The following is an 18,462-nucleotide window of genomic DNA, read 5'->3' on the forward strand; positions in this document are numbered from 1 at the left end:
CACCATGCGGCGCAACCGATTTGACCTGCGTAATTCGGTTGCGGCGCACCACGACCGTGCGCGATGCTCGACTCCTCATGTCGCTGTACGACTACTTTCCCGCCGGCCTCACCTGGGCCGAGGTGGACCCCCGAGCGCACCCCTTCGACGCCGCCGCGGCCGCCGCGGTCATCGCCGCCGTCCCCTGGGACGACGACTGGACCGAAGGCGTCCTGGCCGCGCTCGACCGCCGCATCGGCCCGTGGACGCGCGGCTGGGCCTGGGGCCGCGCGAAAGCGACTTCGGCGGCGGCCCGGTGGCTTCTTGGTGCTGTGTCACGGATTCCGTGACCACCCCGGCCGAGACGGCCACCCGCGCTCTCACCGCGCTGAGGGAATGGCGCGACTGGCTCGAACGGCTCGTCGACCTGTTCGCCACGCACGCGCTGCCGGTCGGTCCCGCCGGAGAGCGGCTCGCCGCGTGGGAACGGGCGGTGCCCGCGCTCGTGGAGGAAGTCGTGGACCGCACCGAAGCCGGCGACGCGTGGTACCGGCACTGCGCGCAGGTCCTGGACTGGTTCCTGGCCGACCAGGGGATCGCCGACCCGCAGCTCGTCGAGCAAGCCCTCGGCGGCCGGTTCGAGAGCTGGTGCGCGCCCGCCGAAAGCGAGGTCGCCGCGCTCGCGCGGCGGATCGCCGCGGCCGCGCCCGGTGCGTGACGATCTGCGGACCTGGCTCACCGTCCGCGCGAGCGTCCCGTGGGCCGAGGTTCCCGACGCGTCACCGAAAACCGGCGGCCGGGACGGCGTGGCCGAGTTCGTCGGCACCACCGTTCGTCGCCGGAGCGAGGAGCGCGCCGAGCGGTTGGCAGCCGCGCTCGCGAGGTCGCGGGCGGACGTCGGACGGCGCCTCACCGTCGAGATTCTGGCTGCCTGGCACGAAATCGTGCTCGGCGAGCCGACCGCGTTCCGCACCACGGCGGCGTTCGCCAAGGGCGGCCGGGAACGCTACGGGCCCACCACGCCCGCGGAGTTCGAAGCCCGTCTCGCCGAAGCCCACGACCACACTCCGCTGCCGGGCCGGGTCGCGCGGGCGTACCTCGACGTGTGCTTCTTCCACCCGTTTGCCGACGGCAACGGCCGGTTGGCGATGCTCGTCGCCGATCACCTACTGACCAGCGACGGCGTGGCCCTGGACCGGACCGGTCCGCTGTTCGTCATTGCCCGCCGGGCCGACGACGCGGCGGGTGCCCTGGGGCTTGCGCGGCTCGTCGCGAAGTTGCTCGGGTGACCAGCCCGGCGGGCCGAACACATACCCCACCCGGTCCCGCCACGAAGCCGCACCGCGAAGGTCCCGCAGGATCGAGCCGTACTCGTGGAAGCCGACCTTCAGCAGGTTGTAGGTCCCGATGTTGGTGGTCAGCCCGTAGGTCGGCCGCTTGCCCTCGGGGACGAAGCTGCGGAACAGCCGGTCCCAGACGATCAGGATGCCGCCGTAGTTCGCGTCGAGGTACTCGGCGTCGCTGCCGTGGTGGACGCGGTGGTGCGAGGGGGTGTTGAAGACGTACTCGAACCAGCGCGGCAGCTTCCGCACCTTCTCCGTGTGCACGAAGAACTGGTACACGAGGTCGATCGACAGGCCGGTGAGGATCATCCACGGCGGGATCCCGCACAGCGCGAGCACGGACCAGAACGGCAGCTGGAAGTACGGGGTCCACTTCTGCCGCAGCGCCGTCGAGAAGTTGTAGTGCTCGCTGGAGTGGTGCACCTGGTGCCCGGCCCACAGCAGCCGCACGCGGTGGCTCGCGCGGTGGTAGGCGTAGAACACGAGCTCCTGGCCCAGCAGCATGAGCACCCACGTCCACCAGTCGCGCGGGTCGAACTTCACCGGCGCCAGCTCGAAGAACACGGCGAAGACGACGAGCATCACGAGCCGGAACAGCGCGTTCACGCCGAGCGCGACAGTGCCCATCAGCATGCTCGTCCGGGTGTCGGCCGGGCTGTAGCCGACCACGTCGTCATCGTGGCCGAGCACGTGCACGGCGACGATCTCGACGGCCACGAACAGCAGGAACACCGGGATCGCGTAGAGCACCGGGTCACGCAGGTGCGCCAGGAAGTCGGCCACGTCGTCTCCTCCCACGGAACTAACTCCGAGGTAACTTACCCAAGGGTCACTTACGGTAGGCTCAACCCCGTGACAGGGTCAAGGGCCGTCGGGACGAAGGGTGTGCCGCGCGGCGAGCGCGAGTCGCAGATCCTCGCGGCGGGCACCGAAGAGTTCGGCCGGGCGGGGTACGCGGGCGCGTCGATGGTGGAGATCGCGCGCCGCGTGGGCGTCACGAAACCCTTGCTGTACCAGTACTTCGGCTCGAAGGACGGGCTGTACCTCGCGTGCCTGCACCGCGCGGGCGACCGGCTGACGGAGGGCGTGGCCGAGACCATGGCGGCCGGCGGCGACCCGGAGCGCATGCCGCTCGCGGTCCTGGCGGCGATCTTCGCGACCTTCGACCACGACCGCTACGCCTGGAAGCTCCTGCGCGACCCGACGGTCCCCGCGGCGGGCGACATCGCCGCCGCGGCCGGCGACTACCGCGAACGGCTCGACGCGTTCGCCCTCGTCGGTGCCGGCCAGCTGCTGGGCTCGCACGGGCTGTCGGACGCGCTGGACGTGGAGGCCCTGGCCCACATCTGGACCGGTGTCGTGGACTCGCTGATCAGCTGGTGGATCGACCGCCCGGCCGAGACCGCCGCGGCGATGACCGACCGCTGCGCGCGCATGATGGCGGCGCTCTTCGGCTGGTGAAGTGTCCGCTGTGGACATACGTGCTCGAAACGCCGGCGCGGCCGGGACGACCGGCGCCGCTCCGGTCGTCCCGGCCGCGGTCCGGGGTGCGCGCCGCCGGGAAGGCGACGGCGCTGGTGTGCGCCAGGGGTGACCGGCGCCGCTCCGGTCACCCCTGGCGCAGTCCTGGGTTCCGGCACGAGCACGCGCCGCCGAAGGCCGCCGCGCCGGGGGAACCCCTGCGGGACAGGGGATCCGGCGGCGGCAGTGCGGCCGGGAGGGCGGAGCGGAGAGGTGCCGGGGGCGGGGTCGGGGACTGATCGAGGTTGATAGTTAGGAAACTTTCCTATCTATTACGGAAATGACACCATCCCGGACGGGGTGGTGTCAATACCGGACCGCTCGATCACCGTCCGTCAACCGCGGCAGCTCCCCAGCGCCGGGATCAGCCGAGCAGCCAGGCGAATCTCCGCGACGGCCCGGTTCCGCCACCGCCCGCTCGCTCGCCGATCCACGTCCGGCGGGCGCAGTGTGGCTCGGCCGGCGCACACCGGGGTCGAACCACAGCAACCAGTCCAGGTCACCGGGGCGTGCGAGCCGACCACCGGCGCGCGACCGACTCCCGGGTCACGTCCGGCACCAGGACGACATTCGGCTCGCCGCGCGGCGCGGACTCGTTCAGCCCGCGATGTCCGCCCGCGCGATCACCTTCGTGATCTTCGCCCGAACGAGCGATTCCTCCGGCACGGCGTTGCGCTTGCCGTACGCCTCGGCCTGGTCCGCGCCCATGTAACGGCCGCCGAGCCGGGTCGCCCAGTCGAGCATCTCGTCGAGGTCGTGGTGCAGCGTCGCCTCGGCGGTGAACTGCACGTAGGAATACGGCGGCTTCTGGTCGTCGACCGCCAGCGACAGCCGCGGGTCGCGCCGCAGTGCCTTGCCCTTCAGCGTGTCCGTGCCCGTGGTGAACACGATTTCGTCACCGTCGGGGCCCTCGTTCAGCAGAAACCAGATCGGCGTGACGATCGGGGCACCGTTGGCGCGCACGATCCCCAGCATCCCCGTCCGCGTGCCCTCGGTCGCGAACGCCCACCACTCGGCCCTGCTCATCTCACGCATGTGGGTCACGCTAGCCGTCCGCGTGTGCGGGCGCCTGAGCAGGCCGACTAGCCTGGCCTGCTGTGCGAGACGACGACATGGGGTTCGCGGGCCTGGCCGACGAGGGGCTGACCCGCCGGCTGAAGGCGCTCGCGTGCACCGCGCCGCTGCACGACCTCGACGCGCGCAAGGCCAAGCTCGACTGGGCCGACGCGACGATCTACCAGATGGCCGAGATCGCGCTGCACACGATCGACCAGGTCACCATCGCGATGGACTTCGACACCGGCGCGGGCCACGACCGGGTCATCGACCGCTTGCTGCCGTTCATCGCGCAGCAGGCACCTTCGCGCACGCCCGAGGAGCACGTGCGCGTCGCGAAGTGGGTGCTGGACAACCTCATCAACGTCGGCACCACCGACCGCGGCTTCCGGCGCGTCTACGGCTCGATGGGCCCCGGCGGCTACCAACGCCGCCAGTTCGACTTCAAGCTGCTCGTCGAGCTGGCCGCGCCCGACGGCGAGGTCTACCTGCGCGCCACCGACGAGGCCATCAACGTGCTCGTCGGAGCGCTGGACACCGACGTCGAGTCGGCCCAGATCGCGGCCGAGGTGAAGCTCGAGAACCTGATCAACCGCGGCCGGCTCGCCGACGCGAAGCTCGCGGCCGAGCAGGCGCGCTACCGCACCGTGCAGTACGGCGAGACCCTGCGCGCCAAGCTCGACGCCACGCGCCGCGACGTGCGCGCCGTCGACTGGGAGCTCGAGGTGCCGGACCTGATCGACTCGGCGCTAGGGCACATCGAATCCCGCTTCCGCGCGGAGAACGCGATCCTCAAGAACATCACCACCGCACGAGATGAATCCGAAGAGCCCGACCACAAGCGGCGCGCGGCCGAGCTCGTCGACATCGTCGCCGACTGCATCCGCCGCCACACGCGGCTGCAGTCGCGCCTGGCCGCCGCCGGCGCCGTGTTCCGCGCCGAGCAGGACCGCCAGCAGTTCTCGGGTCCGCCGCAGCGCGCGACGATCGACCTGTTCGGCCAGCTGCTCGTCCCGACGCTCGGTCTGCCACTGGCCGACGCCGTCGCGCCCGCCGAGCACTTCTTCCACGCGGTCGCCGGCATCACGCCGCCGGTGGTGCCCGCGTTGTCCTCGCTCGTCTCGCTGCTGCTGCGGCCCGCGCCGGAACGCGACCAGCTCGTCGGCGAGATCCCCGAGCCCGAGCTGATGCCGGCCGAGGACACCGACCGCTTCGGCGACGACGTGTGGCGCCTCGCCGACGACCTGCTCGACCTGCCCGACGTGCCGCGCCGCCTGTCGGGTCTGCTGGAGGACGCGCGCCGCACGAAGCAACCCGGTCTGGCCACCCTGGTCGCGCTGCGCGCCCTGCACGCCTACAGTCCCGAGATCGGCGCCGCGCGCCGCCAGGGGGAACGCCACGTGCTGCTGGCCGTCGACGACGGCACGCTGCTGGACGACCCCGAGTTCGGCGGTGCCGACCTGCTGCTGTCCACCGCCGAGGTCGAGCGCGCCGAAGAACCTGCCGAAGAGAGCGAGGAGGTCGCCTGATGCCCGTGACCCACACGAGCGTCGACGCCGAGGCCGCCGCGCGCCTCGTCGCGTTCGGCATGCGCCCGAAGCAGCTGCCCGCCCGCGACGTCGTCTACGGCGAGCTGGTGCGCCGCTACGCCGAGGACAACGCGTTCAAGGCCCTGACCCACGCCGTCGCGTCGGGCCTGGGGCTGATGGTGCTGGAGGTCAACCAGCAGGCGGGCGCGGTGCTGGCTGCCGTGGACGAGTCGATCTTCGAGATCAAGATGGACAGCTACGCACGCCAGGCCAAGATCCGCGAACGCCGCGAGACGGAGAAGGTCATCCACGGCCTCATCCACCTCGCCGCCGCCGCGCTGGCCTACCCGCGGCCCGACGACCTCGCCAACGACACCTACATCGGCCGCGTGAGCGTGGAGCAGGTCGACGCGATGGTCCGCGAGGCCGCGCGCATGCTCGACGAGCGCGCGCAGCAGGCCGAGGCCAACAACGACCCGCTGGCCGACGCGCCGGAGCTGGAGCAGGCGTGGCGCGCCTACGCCCGGCGCCCGGCCGCGGCGGCCACGAAGGACGGCCGCATGGCCGCCGACACCACCCGGGGCATGGTCGCGCGCGCCCTGCGGTTCCTGGCCGACCAGGGCTTCCTGGTGCCGGTGAGCGACGAGCAGGGCGGCACCTACCGCACCACGCCGCGGTACCAGATCCAGGTGCGCGAGCTGGCCGCCGACGCGGCGTTCGACGACCTGCTCGCGCTCGACGTCGTCGCGGTCGCGAGCGCGGGGGGAACGCTGCGCGCGGCCTCTTCGGACACGTTGCAGTAGAGGGGATTCGATGTACGAGCTTTCGCGGGTCCGCCTGCACTCGGTGGGCCCCGCGGGCGCCCGCTACCAGGACGTGGTGCTGGACTTCAGCGGCGTCGGCGCCACCATCACCGCGCCGAAGCAGGACGCGTTGTTCAGCGCCGGCATCCACGCCGGGGGACCGGTGCGCCGGCCTTCGCCCGCGAGCGTGCTGTTCCTGGAGAACGGCGGCGGCAAGTCGGTGCTGATCAAGCTGATCTTCTCCGTGATGCTGCCCGGCCGCCGCCAGGTGGTCGGGACCACGAGCACGAAGGTGCTGGAGAAGTTCGTGGCGGCCAAGGACGTCTCGCACGTGGCCCTGGAGTGGCTGCACGTGGAGACCGGGCACCGCGTGATCACCGGCAAGGTCTCGGAGTGGCGCGGGCACGTGACGTCGGCGGACTCGGAGAACCTCGTGGACTCCTGGTACTGCTTCCGTCCCACGCAGGAGCTGGGCCTCGACTCGCTGCCGCTGACCGAGGACGGCCGGCTGCTCACGATGTCCGGCTTCCACGACCGGATCGCCGCGGCCGCGATGGCCGAGCCGGAGCTGGAGCTGTCGTGGACGCGCCGCCACCACGAGTGGACCGGCCGGCTCGACTCGCTCGGCCTCGACACGGAGCTGTTCCGCTACCAGCGCGCGATGAACGCGGGCGAGGGCGAGGCGGCCGACGCGTTTCAGTTCTCCACCGACGAGGCGTTCGTGGAGTTCCTGCTGCGCGCCGTGCTGTCGGAGGACGAGCCGAAGGACCTCGCCGAGGTCGTGTCGACGTATGCGCACAACCTCGCGCAGCGCGGCGACCTGCTGGCGGAGAAGGACTTCGTGGAGGGCGCGCTCGAACTGCTCGGCCCGCTCGCCGACGAGGAGGGCGTGGCCGCCGCGTCGCGCCGGATCGCCGAGTCGGCCCGCGCGGACCTGCGTGAGCTTGCCGGCCGCATCCACGCGCGCAACGAGCTGGAGAACGCGCGGCTTTCGGGGCTCGAAGAACACGTCGACGAGGTGAAGTCGGCCGAGAAGCTGGCCGAGGGTGACCACCGCCGGCTCGCCGCGGGGGTGACGGAGCTGCGCCGGCTCGTCGCCGTGCTGCGGCTGGAGGAGGCGCAGGAAGCGCGCCAGCGCGTGGACGCCGAGCTGGCCGACGCGAAGACGGCGGCCGAGGCGTGGCGCGAGACCGCGACCGTCCTGAACCAGCTGAACGCCTCCCGCAAGGCGAAGGACCTGCGTGAGCTCGTCGGCAACCGCGAGGAGAAGGCGAAGCCCGCGCTGGCGGCACGCAACTCCGCGGCGTCGGCGCTGGCGCGTGGTCTGACGGCGCTGGCCCGCGACGCGCAGCGGCAGGCGGACAAGGCCGAGGCTCACGCGGACGCGTTGCGCGCGGAGGCGGAGAAGGCGCAGGCCGATCGGGACGAGGCCGCGAACCTGGCGGCGTCTCGCCGGGCCGAGGCGCGGGGGCTGTCGTCGCGGATCGCGGAGCTGCGTGAGGAAATCTCGACGTCCGTCCGAAGTGGACTGTTGACGGCCGGCGCGGACGTCGCGGAGGCTTCGCGCGCGGCCCGAGCTCACGCCGACGAGTCGGCCGCGGAGCTGGGCCGCCGTGAGCAGGAGCTCGACCGCGCGGCCGAGGATCTGCAGGCGGCGCAACGGGCCGTGAACGAGGCGAACCAGCTCGCCGGGTCCACTCAGGACCGTCTGGTGCGCGCTGCGGAAGACCTCGACCGGGCGCACCGGCGGACGGACGCGCTCGCGGTGGAACCCCGGCTCGTCGAGCTGCTCGGCGCCGACGACGTGCGCCTCGAAAGCGACCTCCCCGTGCTGCTGCAACGCCTTCGAGAGGCGAGCGCGGCCGTCGAGAAGGAGCAGACGGCGCTGCGGATGGAGGAGTCGGCCGACGAGCGCGCGCTGGCGGCGCTCGGCTCCGGCGGCCTGCTCCCGCCGCCGCACGACGTTCAGGCAGCCCTGGACGCCTTGGAGGAAGCCGGGATCACGGCGTGGTCCGGCTGGCGTTACCTGTCCAAACTGGACGCCGGCCGCCGCGCCGACGTGCTGGAGCGCCTGCCGCAGCTCGTCGCGGGCGTGCTGCTGAACGACGCCGCGCAGGTGCCGCGGGCGCGTGAGGTGCTGGCGGCCGGGCGGTTGCTGCCCAGCGCGGTGATCGCGGTGGGCACCACCGAGGCGTTCCAGCGCGACGACGGCGAGGCCGCGGCGGGCGTGGAGTTCCTCGTGCCGCCGAACCCGGCGATGTACGACGAGGAAGCGGCCGACACCGAACGCGAGGCCGTGGCGCTGCGGCACGCCGAACGCCAGCGGCGGCTGGAACAGCTGGCCGGTGCGCTCGCCACCGACGGCGCGCTCACGTGGAAGCTCACGACCTGGCGCGAGGACTACCCGGCCGGCGCGATCGCCACGCTCGCGGAGCAGGCCGAAAGTGCTCGTGTGGCAAGGGAAACCGCGCAGACGGCGCTGGGGCAGGCGGAGGCGGAGTTCGCGCGGCTGAGCGAAAAGGCGGCGGCGCTGCGCGAGCGCGTGCCGGCGCTGCGCGTGGCCGTGACGGAGGCCGAGGAGAAGGCGCGCAAGCTGGGCGAGCTCACGACCCGGGCCACGCGGGTCGCCGAGTGGACCGAAGAAGTGGAGCGGGCCACGGAGATCGCCGAGCGCGCGGGGACCACGGCGGCCGACGCGGCGGCTCGCGCGGCGCGGCTGCGCGAGCAGGCGGGGGAGGAGCAGCGGACCGCCGACGGGCACCGCCGCACGGCGACCACCGCACGCTCCGAGCTGGCCGAGGTCCCGGGCGCGGCGGAGGTGACCGAGGACGCCGAGGCGCCGGCCGAACCCGTGGACGCGTTGCGGCGGACCTTCGCGTCGGCCTCGGAGGCCTACGCGAAGGTGGAAGTCGGCAGCGACCTGCGCGCGGAGCTGGAACAGGCCGAGTCGGCGGAAGCCGCGGCGGGCTCGGCGCTCGAGGCGCTGGACGAAGCCGTGCGCACGCGGGCGGCGGAGCTGCTGGAGACGCCGGACGGCTCCGACGCTTCGGCTCGCGCGGCCGCGTTGGCCCGCGCGCGCCGCGTCGTCGACGCCGTGGAGGAGGACCGCACCGAGGCGATCGGGCAGGTGTCCACGCGGCGGGCGGAGCTGGACGTGCTGCCGCTGCAGACGGGCGCGGCCTCGCCCGCCGAGCGGCCGCGCGACATCGAGCACGGCCTGGAGCTGATCGACGCCGCTTCGCTGGAGGTCTCGGCGGCGGCCCGCACGTGGGAAGAACTGCAGGAGCGGCGCGCGGCGGCGGAGGCGACGCTGGACGCGGCGAAGGCGTCGGCCTCCGGCTTCGGGCTGCTCGGCGAATCGCTCGCGCACCTGCTGCCGGAGGACCCAGCCGAGGCCTACGACGGTGACGTGGAATCGGCCCGCAGCAAGCATTCTCAGCTCAACACCGTGCTGACGACCGCGCAGGAAGCCGCCGACGCGGGCGACCGCCGGGTGCGCGCGGCGGCCGACCAGCTGGCGCAGTACGCCACGGAGAAGCGGTTCGAGAAGCTGAGCACGCCCGTGCGCCAGCAGGTGATCGCGGTGAAACGCGACCAGCTGCCCGGCCACGCGGCGGAGTGGGCCGAAGCGCTGCGGCCGCGGCTGCGCACGCTGACCGACGACCTCGCCCAGATCGACCGGCACCGCGGCGGCATCATCACGCGCCTGCAGGGCATGGTCGACGGCGCGCTGCGCACCCTGCGCTCGGCCCAGCGCGTGTCACGGCTGCCCGACGGCCTCGGCGACTGGTCGGGCCAGGAGTTCCTGCGCATCCGCTTCACCGAGCTCGAGGACAACGTGCTGGCCGAGAAGCTCGGCGAGGTCGTGGACGAGGCCGCGGTGGGCAAGACGGCCGACGGCCGCGACGTGAAGCGCGACGGCCTTTCCCTGGTGCTGCGCGGCGTGCAGGTGGCCGCGCCCAAGGGGTTCCGCGTCGACATGCTCAAGCCCGACTCCGTGCTGCGCACCGAACGCCAGCGCGTGTCCGAGATCCGCGACGTGTTCTCCGGCGGCCAGCAGCTGACCGCCGCGATCATCCTGTACTGCACGCTCGCGGCGCTGCGCGCGAACAACCGCGGCAAGGCCCGCAACCGCCACTCCGGCGTGCTGTTCCTGGACAACCCGATCGGCCGCGCGTCGGCGGGTTACCTCCTGGAGCTGCAGCGTGCCGTCGCGGAGGCGCTGGGCGTGCAGCTGATCTACACGACGGGCCTGTTCGACGCCGGCGCGCTCGCGGAGTTCCCGCTGATCGTCCGCCTGCGCAACGACGCCGATCTGCGCGCCGGGCGCAAGTACCTGTCGGTGGACTCGACCATCCGCAACTCCCTGGAGGACCTCGGCGAGCCGGACGGCGTCGCCCGGCTCTCGGCGACGCGGATGTTCGCGAAGGTCGAGGCCGCCGCGGAGCCGGCCGAGGATTCCGCTGTGGACGAACAGCCCGCGTGACGCGGAACACCGCCGGGGGCGCGGGAGTTGCCCCCGGCATGAGCGAACTGGGCCCACTGGGCGCCGCGACACCCGCGTTCGACACCACGGACTCGGCCGCCGCGGTCGACGCCGCCGTGCGGCTGGAGGAACTCGGCTACGCCACCTTGTGGGTGCCGGGCGGCCAAGGCGACAACCTGGCGCTCGTCCCCGAGCTCGTCCGCGCGACGCGGCGGATCACCGTCGTCAACGGGATCCTCTCCGTGGACCGCGTCCCGGCCGCCGACGTGGCCGCGACGTACCGCTCACTGGCGGCCACACACCCCGGCCGCTGGCTCCCCGGCCTCGGCGGCGCCCACGGCCCCCGCCCCCTCGCGACGCTCTCGGCGTACCTCGACGAGCTGGACCCCGCGGTCCCCGCCTCGCAGCGCGTGCTGTCCGCCCTGGGCCCCCGCATGCTCGAACTGGCCCGCGACCGGGCCTCGGCCGCGTACCCGTTCCTCGTCACGCCGGACTACGTCGCCTCGGCACGCGCACTCCTCGGCCCGGACACCCGCCTCGCGGTGCTGGTCACCGTCACCGCGGATCCCGACCCGGCCCGCGCCCGCGACACCCTGCGCGGCGGCTCACTGCGCTTCCTGGCCGGCGTCCCCGGCTACGCCGCCAACTTCCGCCGCATGGGCTTCACCGACGCGGACGTCACCGACCTCTCCGGCCGCCTCGTCGACGGCGTCACCGTCCACGGCTCTTTCGACACGGTGGTGACCCGCCTGCGCGAATACCTGGCCGCGGGTGCCGACCAGGTGGTGGTCTCGCCGGACGGCCTGCCCACCTCGTGGCACGGCGACCTGGTGGCCGCGCTGGGTTAGTCCCTGCGGCCGGTGAACGCGAGCGTCGCGCCGAGGCCGATCATCACCAGGCCGCCGGTGCCGCCGACGAGTTCGAGGCGGCGGGGCGAGCGGGCGAACCACGTGCGGGCCGTGCCGGCGACCAGGGCCCACGCGGTGTCCGACGCGAGCGCGATCACCGGCAGGCAAAGGCCGAGCAGCAGCATCTGCGCGGGCACGGAGCCGGCGGCCGGGTCGACGAACTGGGGGAGCAGCGCGGCCAGGAAGACGATGGACTTGGGGTTCGCGAAGCCGACGATGAAGCCGTCGCGCAGCACGGTCAAGGTGCGGCCCGGGGTGGTGCGCACGGCGGCGGCCATGGCGTCGGCGAGCTTGCGGCGTTTGCGGATCGCCTGCACGCCCAGGTAGACGAGGTAGAGCGCGCCCGCGAGCTTGATCGCGGTGAACACGGCCGCGGACGTCGTGACGACCGCGCCGAGCCCGAACGCGATGGCCACCACCTGCGTGTAGACGCCGGTGGCGTTGCCGAGCACCGTGAGCAGCGCGTCGCGGCGGCCCACGGTGAGCGCGCGGCTGATGGTGAACAGCACGCTGGGCCCGGGGACCACGACCATGAGGAACGTCAGGGCGGCGAAGGCCGCGAAGTGCGCAGGCGTGACCATCTCCCGAGCGTAGAACGCGCTGCCGGGCCGGGACGAGACGTTGTTGTCGGACCCCGCTGGTACAACGAACCCGTGAAGATCTCCCTCGCGCAGCGCCGCGCCCGGCTCGGCGTGCGCCACCACCTCGCCGCGCCCGCGGCCACCGTCGAGGAGGCCGCCGCCGGGGTCGTCGCCCTGCACGCGACCGACCCGGCGTCGGTGTTCTTCGCGGCGTGGGCGCGGGTGCCGGACGTCGGCGTGGCCGATGTCGAGCGCGCGCTGTACGAGGACCGGACGTTGGTGCGGCTGTTGGGCATGCGCCGCACGATGTTCGTCGCCGACGTGGCCACGGCGGCGCTCGTCCAGGCCGGTTGTGCGAGCGATATCGCGGTGAAACAACGGAAACTGCTCGAACAGCACCTCGGCACGGTCGGGCACCCCACCAACGTCGAGGATCCGCCGGGCTGGCTCGCCGACGTCGCCGCGAGCGTCGAGAAAGCCTTGCGCGCCAGGGGATCCGCGACGGCGCAGGACCTGGTCGACGACGAACCGCGCCTGCGCCAGCAGCTTCACATGGCCAAGGGCAAGCCGTACGCGGCGATCGGCAACGTCACCAGTCGCGTGCTCTTCCAGCTCGCCGTCGACGGCCGCATCGTGCGCGGGCGCCCGCGCGGCAGCTGGCTCAGCACGCAGTACCACTGGGCCCCGCTCGACGGCTGGCTTCCCGGCGGCCTGCCCCCGATCCCGCCCGCCGACGCCCGCGCCGAACTCGCGCGACGCTGGCTGCACGCCTTCGGCCCGGCACCCGTCGCCGACCTGCGCTGGTGGACCGGCTGGACGGCCGCCCAGACCAAACAGGCCCTCGCCGCCGTCGCCCCCGCCGAGGTGGACCTCGACGGCGAACCCGGCGTCGTACTGGCCGACGACCTCGACCCCGTCCCCGAACCGGCCCCCTGGGTCGCCCTCCTGCCCGCCCTCGACCCGACACCCATGGGCTGGTCCACCCGCGACTGGTACCTCGGCCCCCACCGCCCCGCCCTCTTCGACCGCAGCGGCAACATCGGCCCCACCGCCTGGTGCGACGGCCGCGTCGTCGGCGCCTGGGCCCAACGTCCCACCGGCGAGGTCGCGCTCCGCCTCCTGGAAGACGTCGGCGCCGACCGCGCGGCCGCCCTGGAAGCCGAAGCCGCCCGCCTGACGACGTGGCTGGGGGAGACCCGGGTGATCCCGAAGTTCCGCACCCCAGCCGAACGCGACCTGTCCACCTGACCACGCTGCCGATCAGCCCCGGCCGCTCACGCGTCGCCACCGACGTGGCCGGCCGCGACGCCCGGTTTCCGGCGCGGCCCGCTGTGTGCGGGCGTGGCCACCGGCGCGGCGGGTCGTCTCGCGAAGTGCCCGCGACGGCGGGCCTGGCGGTCGGCACTTGCTGAGCCGACTGGCCGCGACGCCGGGTTTCCGGCGCGGCCCGCTGTGCGCGGGCGTGGCCACCGGCGTGGCTGGTCGCCTCGTGAAGTGCCCGCGACGGCGGGCCCGACGATCGGCACTTGCTGAGTCGGCTGGCCGCGACGCCGGGTTTCCGGCGCGGCCCGCTGTGCGCGGGCGTGGCCACCGGCGCGGCTGGTCGCCTCGTGAAGTGTCAGCGAGCGGTGGGCCCGACGATCGGCACTTGCTGAGTCGGCGTGCCGCAGGCCTCCGGACTCCAGCGCGACCCGCCGCGTTCGGCCGTTTTCCGCTGGCGAGGCGGGTCGCCTCGTGAAGTACCGGACAGCCAGGTTCCTGGGCGTCGGCGCCGGGTTTTCGGCGGGCCGGCTGTGTTCGGGCATTGGCTCCGGAGCGGCCGGTCGCCTCGTGAAGTGCCGGACAGTCAGGGGCCCAGGCGTCGGCGGCGGTTGAGCCCGCTGGCCGCGGCGCCCGGTTTCCCGGCTCGGCCCGCTGTGTGCGGGCATGGCCACCGGCGTGGCTGGTCGTGCCGTGAAGCGCCCGCGAGCGGTGGGCCCGGCGGTCGGCACTGGCGGAGTCGGCTGGCCGCAGCCCCCGGATTCCAGCGCGACCCGCCGCCCTCCGGACCGACGCAACGCCGACCCGTGCCTAGGTGACCCGCCCACTCACCTGACACCCACCGCCAGGGGGCGGCCCCCGCGTGTCTCGCTCACCACGCGCCCGGCCCGCCCCACCTCGATCCCGACCTTCCGGACTCCACAAACCCCTCAGGCCGCCGCGTGAACCACGGCACCAAGACCGATCAAGCGACTGGTCCGCACCCCTCCTGTGACACCGCCGGATTACCTGTCGCAAGCTCGTGAGCTGGCTTCTTAATCGATTCTTGACGGTTCGGCGCAGTGGTGGAAGTCTCGTCGGGGCAGTCAGGGTCGACCGCGCCCGCACGCTAGGGTTGCGCCGAGCCCGGAAGTCTTCCGGGGCGTGGGCCCCGGTTCGAAAAACAAGAGGAGTGGCAGCAGTGACCGTTCGCGTAGGTGTCAACGGCTTCGGCCGGATCGGCCGCAACTTCTTCCGCGCCGTGAAGGCGAGCGGTCACGACATCGAGGTCGTCGCGTTCAACGACCTCGGCGACGTCGCGACGATGGCCCACCTGCTCAAGTACGACTCCATCCTGGGCCGCTTCCCGGGCGAGGTCAGCCTGAGCGACGACGGCATCGTCGTCGACGGCAAGACCATCAAGGCCCTGGCGGAGCGCGACCCGGCGAACCTGCCGTGGGGCGACCTGGGCGTGGACGTCGTCGTCGAGTCGACGGGCTTCTTCACCAACGCCGACGCCGCGAAGGCCCACATCGCCGGCGGCGCCAAGAAGGTCATCATCTCCGCGCCCGCCAAGGGTGAGGACCTGACCATCGTGCTGGGCGTCAACGACGACAAGTACGACGGCTCGCAGGTCATCATCTCCAACGCCTCCTGCACCACCAACTGCCTCGGTCCGCTGGCCAAGGTCCTGCAGGACGCGTTCGGCATCGAGCAGGGCCTGATGACCACCATCCACGCGTACACGCAGGACCAGAACCTGCAGGACGCGCCGCACAAGGACCTGCGCCGCGCCCGCGCCGCCGCGCTGAACATCGTGCCGACCTCGACCGGTGCCGCGAAGGCCATCGGCCTGGTGCTGCCGGAGCTGCAGGGCAAGCTCGACGGTTACGCGCTGCGCGTCCCGGTGCCGACCGGCTCGGCCACCGACCTCACCGTCACGCTGACCAAGTCGGCGACGCTGGAAGAGGTCAACGCCGCGTACAAGGCCGCCGCCGAGGGCCCGCTGTCGGGTTACCTGCGCTACAACGAGGACCCGATCGTGTCGGCCGACATCGTCACCGACCCGGCGTCCTGCATCTACGACGCGCCGCTGACCAAGGTCATCGGCAACCAGGTCAAGGTCGTCGGCTGGTACGACAACGAGTGGGGCTACTCCAACCGCCTGGCCGACCTGGTCAAGCTCGTCGGTTCGAAGCTCTCCTGAACCCGATGACGGTCAAGAACCTCGAAAACCTGCTGAGCGAAGGCGTTCACGGCCGCTACGTACTCGTGCGCAGCGACCTGAACGTCCCGCTCGACGGGGACCGGATCACCGACGACGGCCGCGTCCGCGCGGCCCTGCCGACGATCGAGAAGCTCGCCGGCGCGGGCGCCAAGGTCGTCGTCACGGCGCACCTGGGCCGCCCCAAGGGCGAGCCCGACCCGAAGTACACGCTCGCGCCCGTCGCGAAGCGGCTCGGTGAGCTGCTCGGCACCGAGGTCCCGCTCGCCGGTGACCTCGTGGGCGACTCGGCCAAGGCGCTCGTCGGCGGGCTCGCCGACGGCGGCGTCGCGCTGCTGGAGAACGTGCGCTTCGACGCGCGCGAGACCAGCAAGGACGCCGTGGACCGCTCCGAGCTGGCCGCCGAGCTGGCCGCGCTCGTCCCCGGCGGGGCGTTCGTGTCCGACGGGTTCGGCGTGGTGCACCGCAAGCAGGCCTCGGTCTACGAGATCGCCGCGGTGCTGCCGGCCTACGCCGGTGGCCTCGTGCTGGCCGAGCTCGACGTGCTGAAGAAGCTCACCGACGACGTCAAGCGCCCCTACGTGGTGGTGCTCGGCGGCGCGAAGGTGTCGGACAAGCTCGGCGTGATCGCCAACCTGCTGACGAAGGTCGACCGCCTGCTCATCGGCGGCGGCATGGCCTACACCTTCCTCAAGGCCCAGGGCCACGAGGTGGGCCAGTCGCTGCTGCAGGCCGACCAGCTCGACCAGGTGTCGGGCTTCCTCGCCGAAGCGCAGAAGCGCGGCGTCGAGCTCGTGCTGCCGGTCGACGTGCTGGCGGCCACCGAGTTCGCGGCCGACGCCGAGAACGAGGTCGTCGCGGCCACGGCGATCCCGGCCGACCGCCAGGGCCTCGACATCGGCCCGGCCTCGCGCGAGCTGTTCGCGAGCAAGCTGGCCGACGCGGCCACCGTGTTCTGGAACGGCCCGATGGGCGTGTTCGAGTTCGAGGCGTTCTCGGGCGGCACCCGTGCCGTGGCCGAGGCGCTCGTGAAGAGCGACGCGTTCACCGTGGTCGGCGGCGGCGACTCCGCCGCCGCGGTGCGGCAGCTGGGCCTGCCCGAGGACGGTTTCTCCCACATCTCCACGGGTGGCGGCGCCTCCCTGGAGTACCTGGAGGACAAGGAACTGCCCGGCGTCTCGGCGTTGGAGGAGAAGCACTAGTGGCACGGAAGCCGTTGATCGTCGGCAACTGGAAGATGAACCTGAACCACCTCGAGGCCATCGCCTTGGTTCAGAAGATCGCCTTCGCGCTGCCGGAGAAGTACTACGCGAAGGTGGACGTGGCGGTGCTGCCGCCGTTCACGGACATCCGCAGCGTGCAGACCCTCACCGACGGCGACAAGCTGTCGCTCACCTACGGCGCGCAGGACGTGTCCCCGCACGACTCCGGTGCCTACACCGGTGAGGTGTCGGGCCCGATGCTCGCGAAGCTGGGCTGCACCTTCGTCGCCATCGGCCACTCGGAGCGGCGCGAATACCACGCCGAGACCGACGAGCTGGTCAACAAGAAGGTGCGCGCGGCCGTCAAGCACGGGATCACGCCGATCCTGTGCGTCGGCGAGAAGCTCGAGGTCCGCGAGGCCGGCGAGCACCACGCGCACGCGACGAACCAGCTCATCGAGGGCCTCAAGGGGCTCAAGGCCGAGCAGGTCAAGGACGTCGTCGTGGCGTACGAGCCGGTGTGGGCCATCGGCACCGGCAAGGTGGCGACACCCGCCGACGCCGAGGAGGTCTGCAAGACCATCCGCACGGTGCTGGCGGAGAAGTACGGCGACGAGGTCGCTTCGGCCGTTCGGGTGCTTTACGGCGGTTCGGTGAAGTCGGGCAACGTGGGCGAGCTGGTGGCCTGCGAGAACATCGACGGTGCTCTCGTGGGTGGCGCGAGTCTCGACGGTGACGAGTTCACCAAACTCTGCGCACTCGCGGCGGGTGGCCCCCTGCCCTGATCGAGGCCACTACCGGGTAACCTGTGTATCCGGTCCGTCACACAGCAGTGGACGAGTCCAGGGGTACGGTGATATTCGAGCCGTACCCCTGCATTCTCCGATGAGCACAGAGGATGACATGAAGCTGTTCCTGCAAATTCTGTTGATCGTCTCCAGCGTGCTGCTGGTCGTGGCGGTGCTGCTCCACCGCGGCCGGGGTGGCGGTCTGTCGTCGCTGTTCGGCGGCGGTATGCAGTCCAGCCTCTCGGGCTCGAGCGTGGCCGAGAAGAACCTCGACCGGATCACCCTGCTGCTGGGTGCCATCTGGCTGATCAGCATCGTGGGCCTCGGCCTGCTGCTCAAGGTCTGACCGGACTCCCCGCTCGGGGCCGGCGAGTCAGGGGCTCCGTGTGCATCGGCGTGCCTATTGGGGGGCGCGCCGCCGATTCCTAGGTGTGAGGATTCATGGTTGGCGGTAACGCGATTCGAGGCACCCGGGTGGGTGCCGGTCCTTCGGGCGAATCGGAGCGGGGTGAGTCGGCGCCGCGGCGCCGGATCTCCTACTGGTGCGCAAACGGCCACGAGGCCCGCCCGTCGTTCGCGATGGAGGCCGAAATCCCCGACGAGTGGGACTGCCCGCGCTGCGGTCTGCCCGGCGGACAGGACGAGCAGAACCCGCCCGCCGCGCCCCGCACCGAGCCCTACAAAACGCACCTCGCGTACGTCAAGGAGCGCCGCAGCGACGCCGACGGCGAAGCGATCCTCGCCGAGGCCCTCGAGCGTCTGCGCCAGCGCCGCGAACTGATCTAGCTTTTCCCCGTCGGAGA

Annotated in this window: 16 protein-coding genes and 1 pseudogene; 14 read left to right on the forward strand and 3 right to left on the reverse strand. The window is 72.3% G+C overall.

The window, feature by feature from the left end; translation table 11 throughout:
* Positions 1–77 precede the first annotated feature (77 nt).
* The 3 genes and pseudogenes from ACFY1H_RS28945 to ACFY1H_RS28955 all read left to right on the forward strand — a co-directional run.
* Entirely contained in the window at positions 78–329 is a 252-nt protein-coding gene (locus tag ACFY1H_RS28945; protein ID WP_386951440.1) for a hypothetical protein, read from the forward strand.
* A complete protein-coding gene (locus tag ACFY1H_RS28950) occupies positions 326–697 on the forward strand; it encodes a hypothetical protein (RefSeq protein ID WP_386951443.1) in 372 nt (123 codons plus the stop codon). Before ACFY1H_RS28945 ends, ACFY1H_RS28950 begins: the two co-directional genes overlap by 4 nt.
* Before the next feature lie 226 nt (positions 698–923).
* A pseudogene (locus tag ACFY1H_RS28955) lies at positions 924–1,091 on the forward strand (hypothetical protein); the annotation flags it as partial.
* A 54-nt stretch (positions 1,092–1,145) separates the two neighbouring features.
* Here ACFY1H_RS28955 and ACFY1H_RS28960 read toward each other — a convergent pair.
* A complete protein-coding gene (locus ACFY1H_RS28960) occupies positions 1,146–2,105 on the reverse strand; it encodes a sterol desaturase family protein (protein WP_366583274.1) in 960 nt (319 codons plus the stop codon).
* 69 nt (positions 2,106–2,174) lie between these two features.
* On the opposite strand from ACFY1H_RS28960, the gene ACFY1H_RS28965 reads away from it, so the two are divergent.
* Positions 2,175–2,783: a TetR/AcrR family transcriptional regulator gene (locus ACFY1H_RS28965; protein WP_366583275.1), complete on the forward strand. Its 609-nt coding sequence runs from the start codon at positions 2,175–2,177 to the stop codon at positions 2,781–2,783.
* A gap of 657 nt (positions 2,784–3,440) precedes the next feature.
* Here the strand turns inward: ACFY1H_RS28965 and ACFY1H_RS28970 are convergent.
* Positions 3,441–3,878: a PPOX class F420-dependent oxidoreductase gene (locus ACFY1H_RS28970; protein ID WP_366583276.1), complete on the reverse strand. Its 438-nt coding sequence runs from the start codon at positions 3,876–3,878 to the stop codon at positions 3,441–3,443.
* Positions 3,879–3,955: 77 nt separating this feature from the next.
* Here ACFY1H_RS28970 and ACFY1H_RS28975 point away from each other — a divergent pair, with 77 nt between their 5' ends.
* From ACFY1H_RS28975 to ACFY1H_RS28990, 4 genes are read left to right on the forward strand one after another with little or no spacing between them, the layout of a single operon-like run.
* A complete protein-coding gene (locus ACFY1H_RS28975; protein ID WP_366583339.1) occupies positions 3,956–5,428 on the forward strand; it encodes a hypothetical protein in 1,473 nt (490 codons plus the stop codon).
* Positions 5,428–6,231 (forward strand): hypothetical protein, encoded by an 804-nt coding sequence (locus tag ACFY1H_RS28980; protein WP_220238690.1) that lies wholly within the window; start codon positions 5,428–5,430, stop codon positions 6,229–6,231. The genes ACFY1H_RS28975 and ACFY1H_RS28980 overlap by 1 nt, the downstream gene beginning before the upstream one ends.
* A gap of 10 nt (positions 6,232–6,241) precedes the next feature.
* Complete coding sequence (locus ACFY1H_RS28985) at positions 6,242–10,717, forward strand: hypothetical protein (protein WP_386951447.1); 4,476 nt, start codon at positions 6,242–6,244, stop codon at positions 10,715–10,717.
* Positions 10,718–10,755: 38 nt separating this feature from the next.
* Entirely contained in the window at positions 10,756–11,565 is an 810-nt protein-coding gene (locus ACFY1H_RS28990; protein ID WP_386951450.1) for a TIGR03620 family F420-dependent LLM class oxidoreductase, read from the forward strand.
* Here ACFY1H_RS28990 and ACFY1H_RS28995 read toward each other — a convergent pair.
* Complete coding sequence (locus tag ACFY1H_RS28995; protein ID WP_386951453.1) at positions 11,562–12,206, reverse strand: LysE family translocator; 645 nt, start codon at positions 12,204–12,206, stop codon at positions 11,562–11,564. The genes ACFY1H_RS28990 and ACFY1H_RS28995 overlap by 4 nt on opposite strands.
* Before the next feature lie 72 nt (positions 12,207–12,278).
* On the opposite strand from ACFY1H_RS28995, the gene ACFY1H_RS29000 reads away from it, so the two are divergent.
* The 6 genes from ACFY1H_RS29000 (at position 12,279) to ACFY1H_RS29025 (ending at position 18,445) form a co-directional block, all read left to right on the forward strand.
* Positions 12,279–13,454, forward strand: coding sequence for a winged helix DNA-binding domain-containing protein (locus ACFY1H_RS29000; RefSeq protein WP_386951456.1), 1,176 nt, complete (start codon positions 12,279–12,281; stop codon positions 13,452–13,454).
* Between the two features lie 1,192 nt (positions 13,455–14,646).
* On the forward strand, positions 14,647–15,651 hold the full coding sequence (gap, locus tag ACFY1H_RS29005) for a type I glyceraldehyde-3-phosphate dehydrogenase (RefSeq protein ID WP_326833958.1): 1,005 nt from the start codon (positions 14,647–14,649) through the stop codon (positions 15,649–15,651).
* Positions 15,652–15,656: 5 nt separating this feature from the next.
* Complete coding sequence (locus ACFY1H_RS29010) at positions 15,657–16,871, forward strand: phosphoglycerate kinase (protein WP_386951459.1); 1,215 nt, start codon at positions 15,657–15,659, stop codon at positions 16,869–16,871.
* Positions 16,871–17,656 (forward strand): triose-phosphate isomerase, encoded by a 786-nt coding sequence (tpiA, locus tag ACFY1H_RS29015; RefSeq protein ID WP_386951462.1) that lies wholly within the window; start codon positions 16,871–16,873, stop codon positions 17,654–17,656. Before ACFY1H_RS29010 ends, tpiA begins: the two co-directional genes overlap by 1 nt.
* 118 nt (positions 17,657–17,774) lie before the next feature.
* On the forward strand, positions 17,775–18,005 hold the full coding sequence (gene secG / locus ACFY1H_RS29020; protein WP_220238698.1) for a preprotein translocase subunit SecG: 231 nt from the start codon (positions 17,775–17,777) through the stop codon (positions 18,003–18,005).
* Between the two features lie 95 nt (positions 18,006–18,100).
* Entirely contained in the window at positions 18,101–18,445 is a 345-nt protein-coding gene (locus ACFY1H_RS29025; protein ID WP_220238699.1) for an RNA polymerase-binding protein RbpA, read from the forward strand.
* Positions 18,446–18,462 lie beyond the last annotated feature (17 nt).

It is taken from the genome of Amycolatopsis sp. NPDC001319 (assembly GCF_042896185.1).
In the GTDB taxonomy this organism is placed as follows: domain Bacteria; phylum Actinomycetota; class Actinomycetes; order Mycobacteriales; family Pseudonocardiaceae; genus Amycolatopsis.

Excerpts from the sequence above, each read along its gene's own strand:
- ACFY1H_RS28945 (WP_386951440.1), top strand. The coding sequence starts at position 78 with ATGTCGCTGTACGACTACTTTCCCGCCGGCCTCACCTGGGCCGAGGTG.
- ACFY1H_RS28970 (WP_366583276.1), bottom strand. The coding sequence starts at position 3,878 with ATGCGTGAGATGAGCAGGGCCGAGTGGTGGGCGTTCGCGACCGAGGGC.
- ACFY1H_RS28975 (WP_366583339.1), top strand. The coding sequence starts at position 3,956 with ATGGGGTTCGCGGGCCTGGCCGACGAGGGGCTGACCCGCCGGCTGAAG.
- ACFY1H_RS28980 (WP_220238690.1), top strand. The coding sequence starts at position 5,428 with ATGCCCGTGACCCACACGAGCGTCGACGCCGAGGCCGCCGCGCGCCTC.
- ACFY1H_RS28985 (WP_386951447.1), top strand. The coding sequence starts at position 6,242 with ATGTACGAGCTTTCGCGGGTCCGCCTGCACTCGGTGGGCCCCGCGGGC.
- ACFY1H_RS28990 (WP_386951450.1), top strand. The coding sequence starts at position 10,756 with ATGAGCGAACTGGGCCCACTGGGCGCCGCGACACCCGCGTTCGACACC.
- ACFY1H_RS28995 (WP_386951453.1), bottom strand. The coding sequence starts at position 12,206 with ATGGTCACGCCTGCGCACTTCGCGGCCTTCGCCGCCCTGACGTTCCTC.
- ACFY1H_RS29010 (WP_386951459.1), top strand. The coding sequence starts at position 15,657 with ATGACGGTCAAGAACCTCGAAAACCTGCTGAGCGAAGGCGTTCACGGC.
- secG (WP_220238698.1), top strand. The coding sequence starts at position 17,775 with ATGAAGCTGTTCCTGCAAATTCTGTTGATCGTCTCCAGCGTGCTGCTG.
- ACFY1H_RS29025 (WP_220238699.1), top strand. The coding sequence starts at position 18,101 with ATGGTTGGCGGTAACGCGATTCGAGGCACCCGGGTGGGTGCCGGTCCT.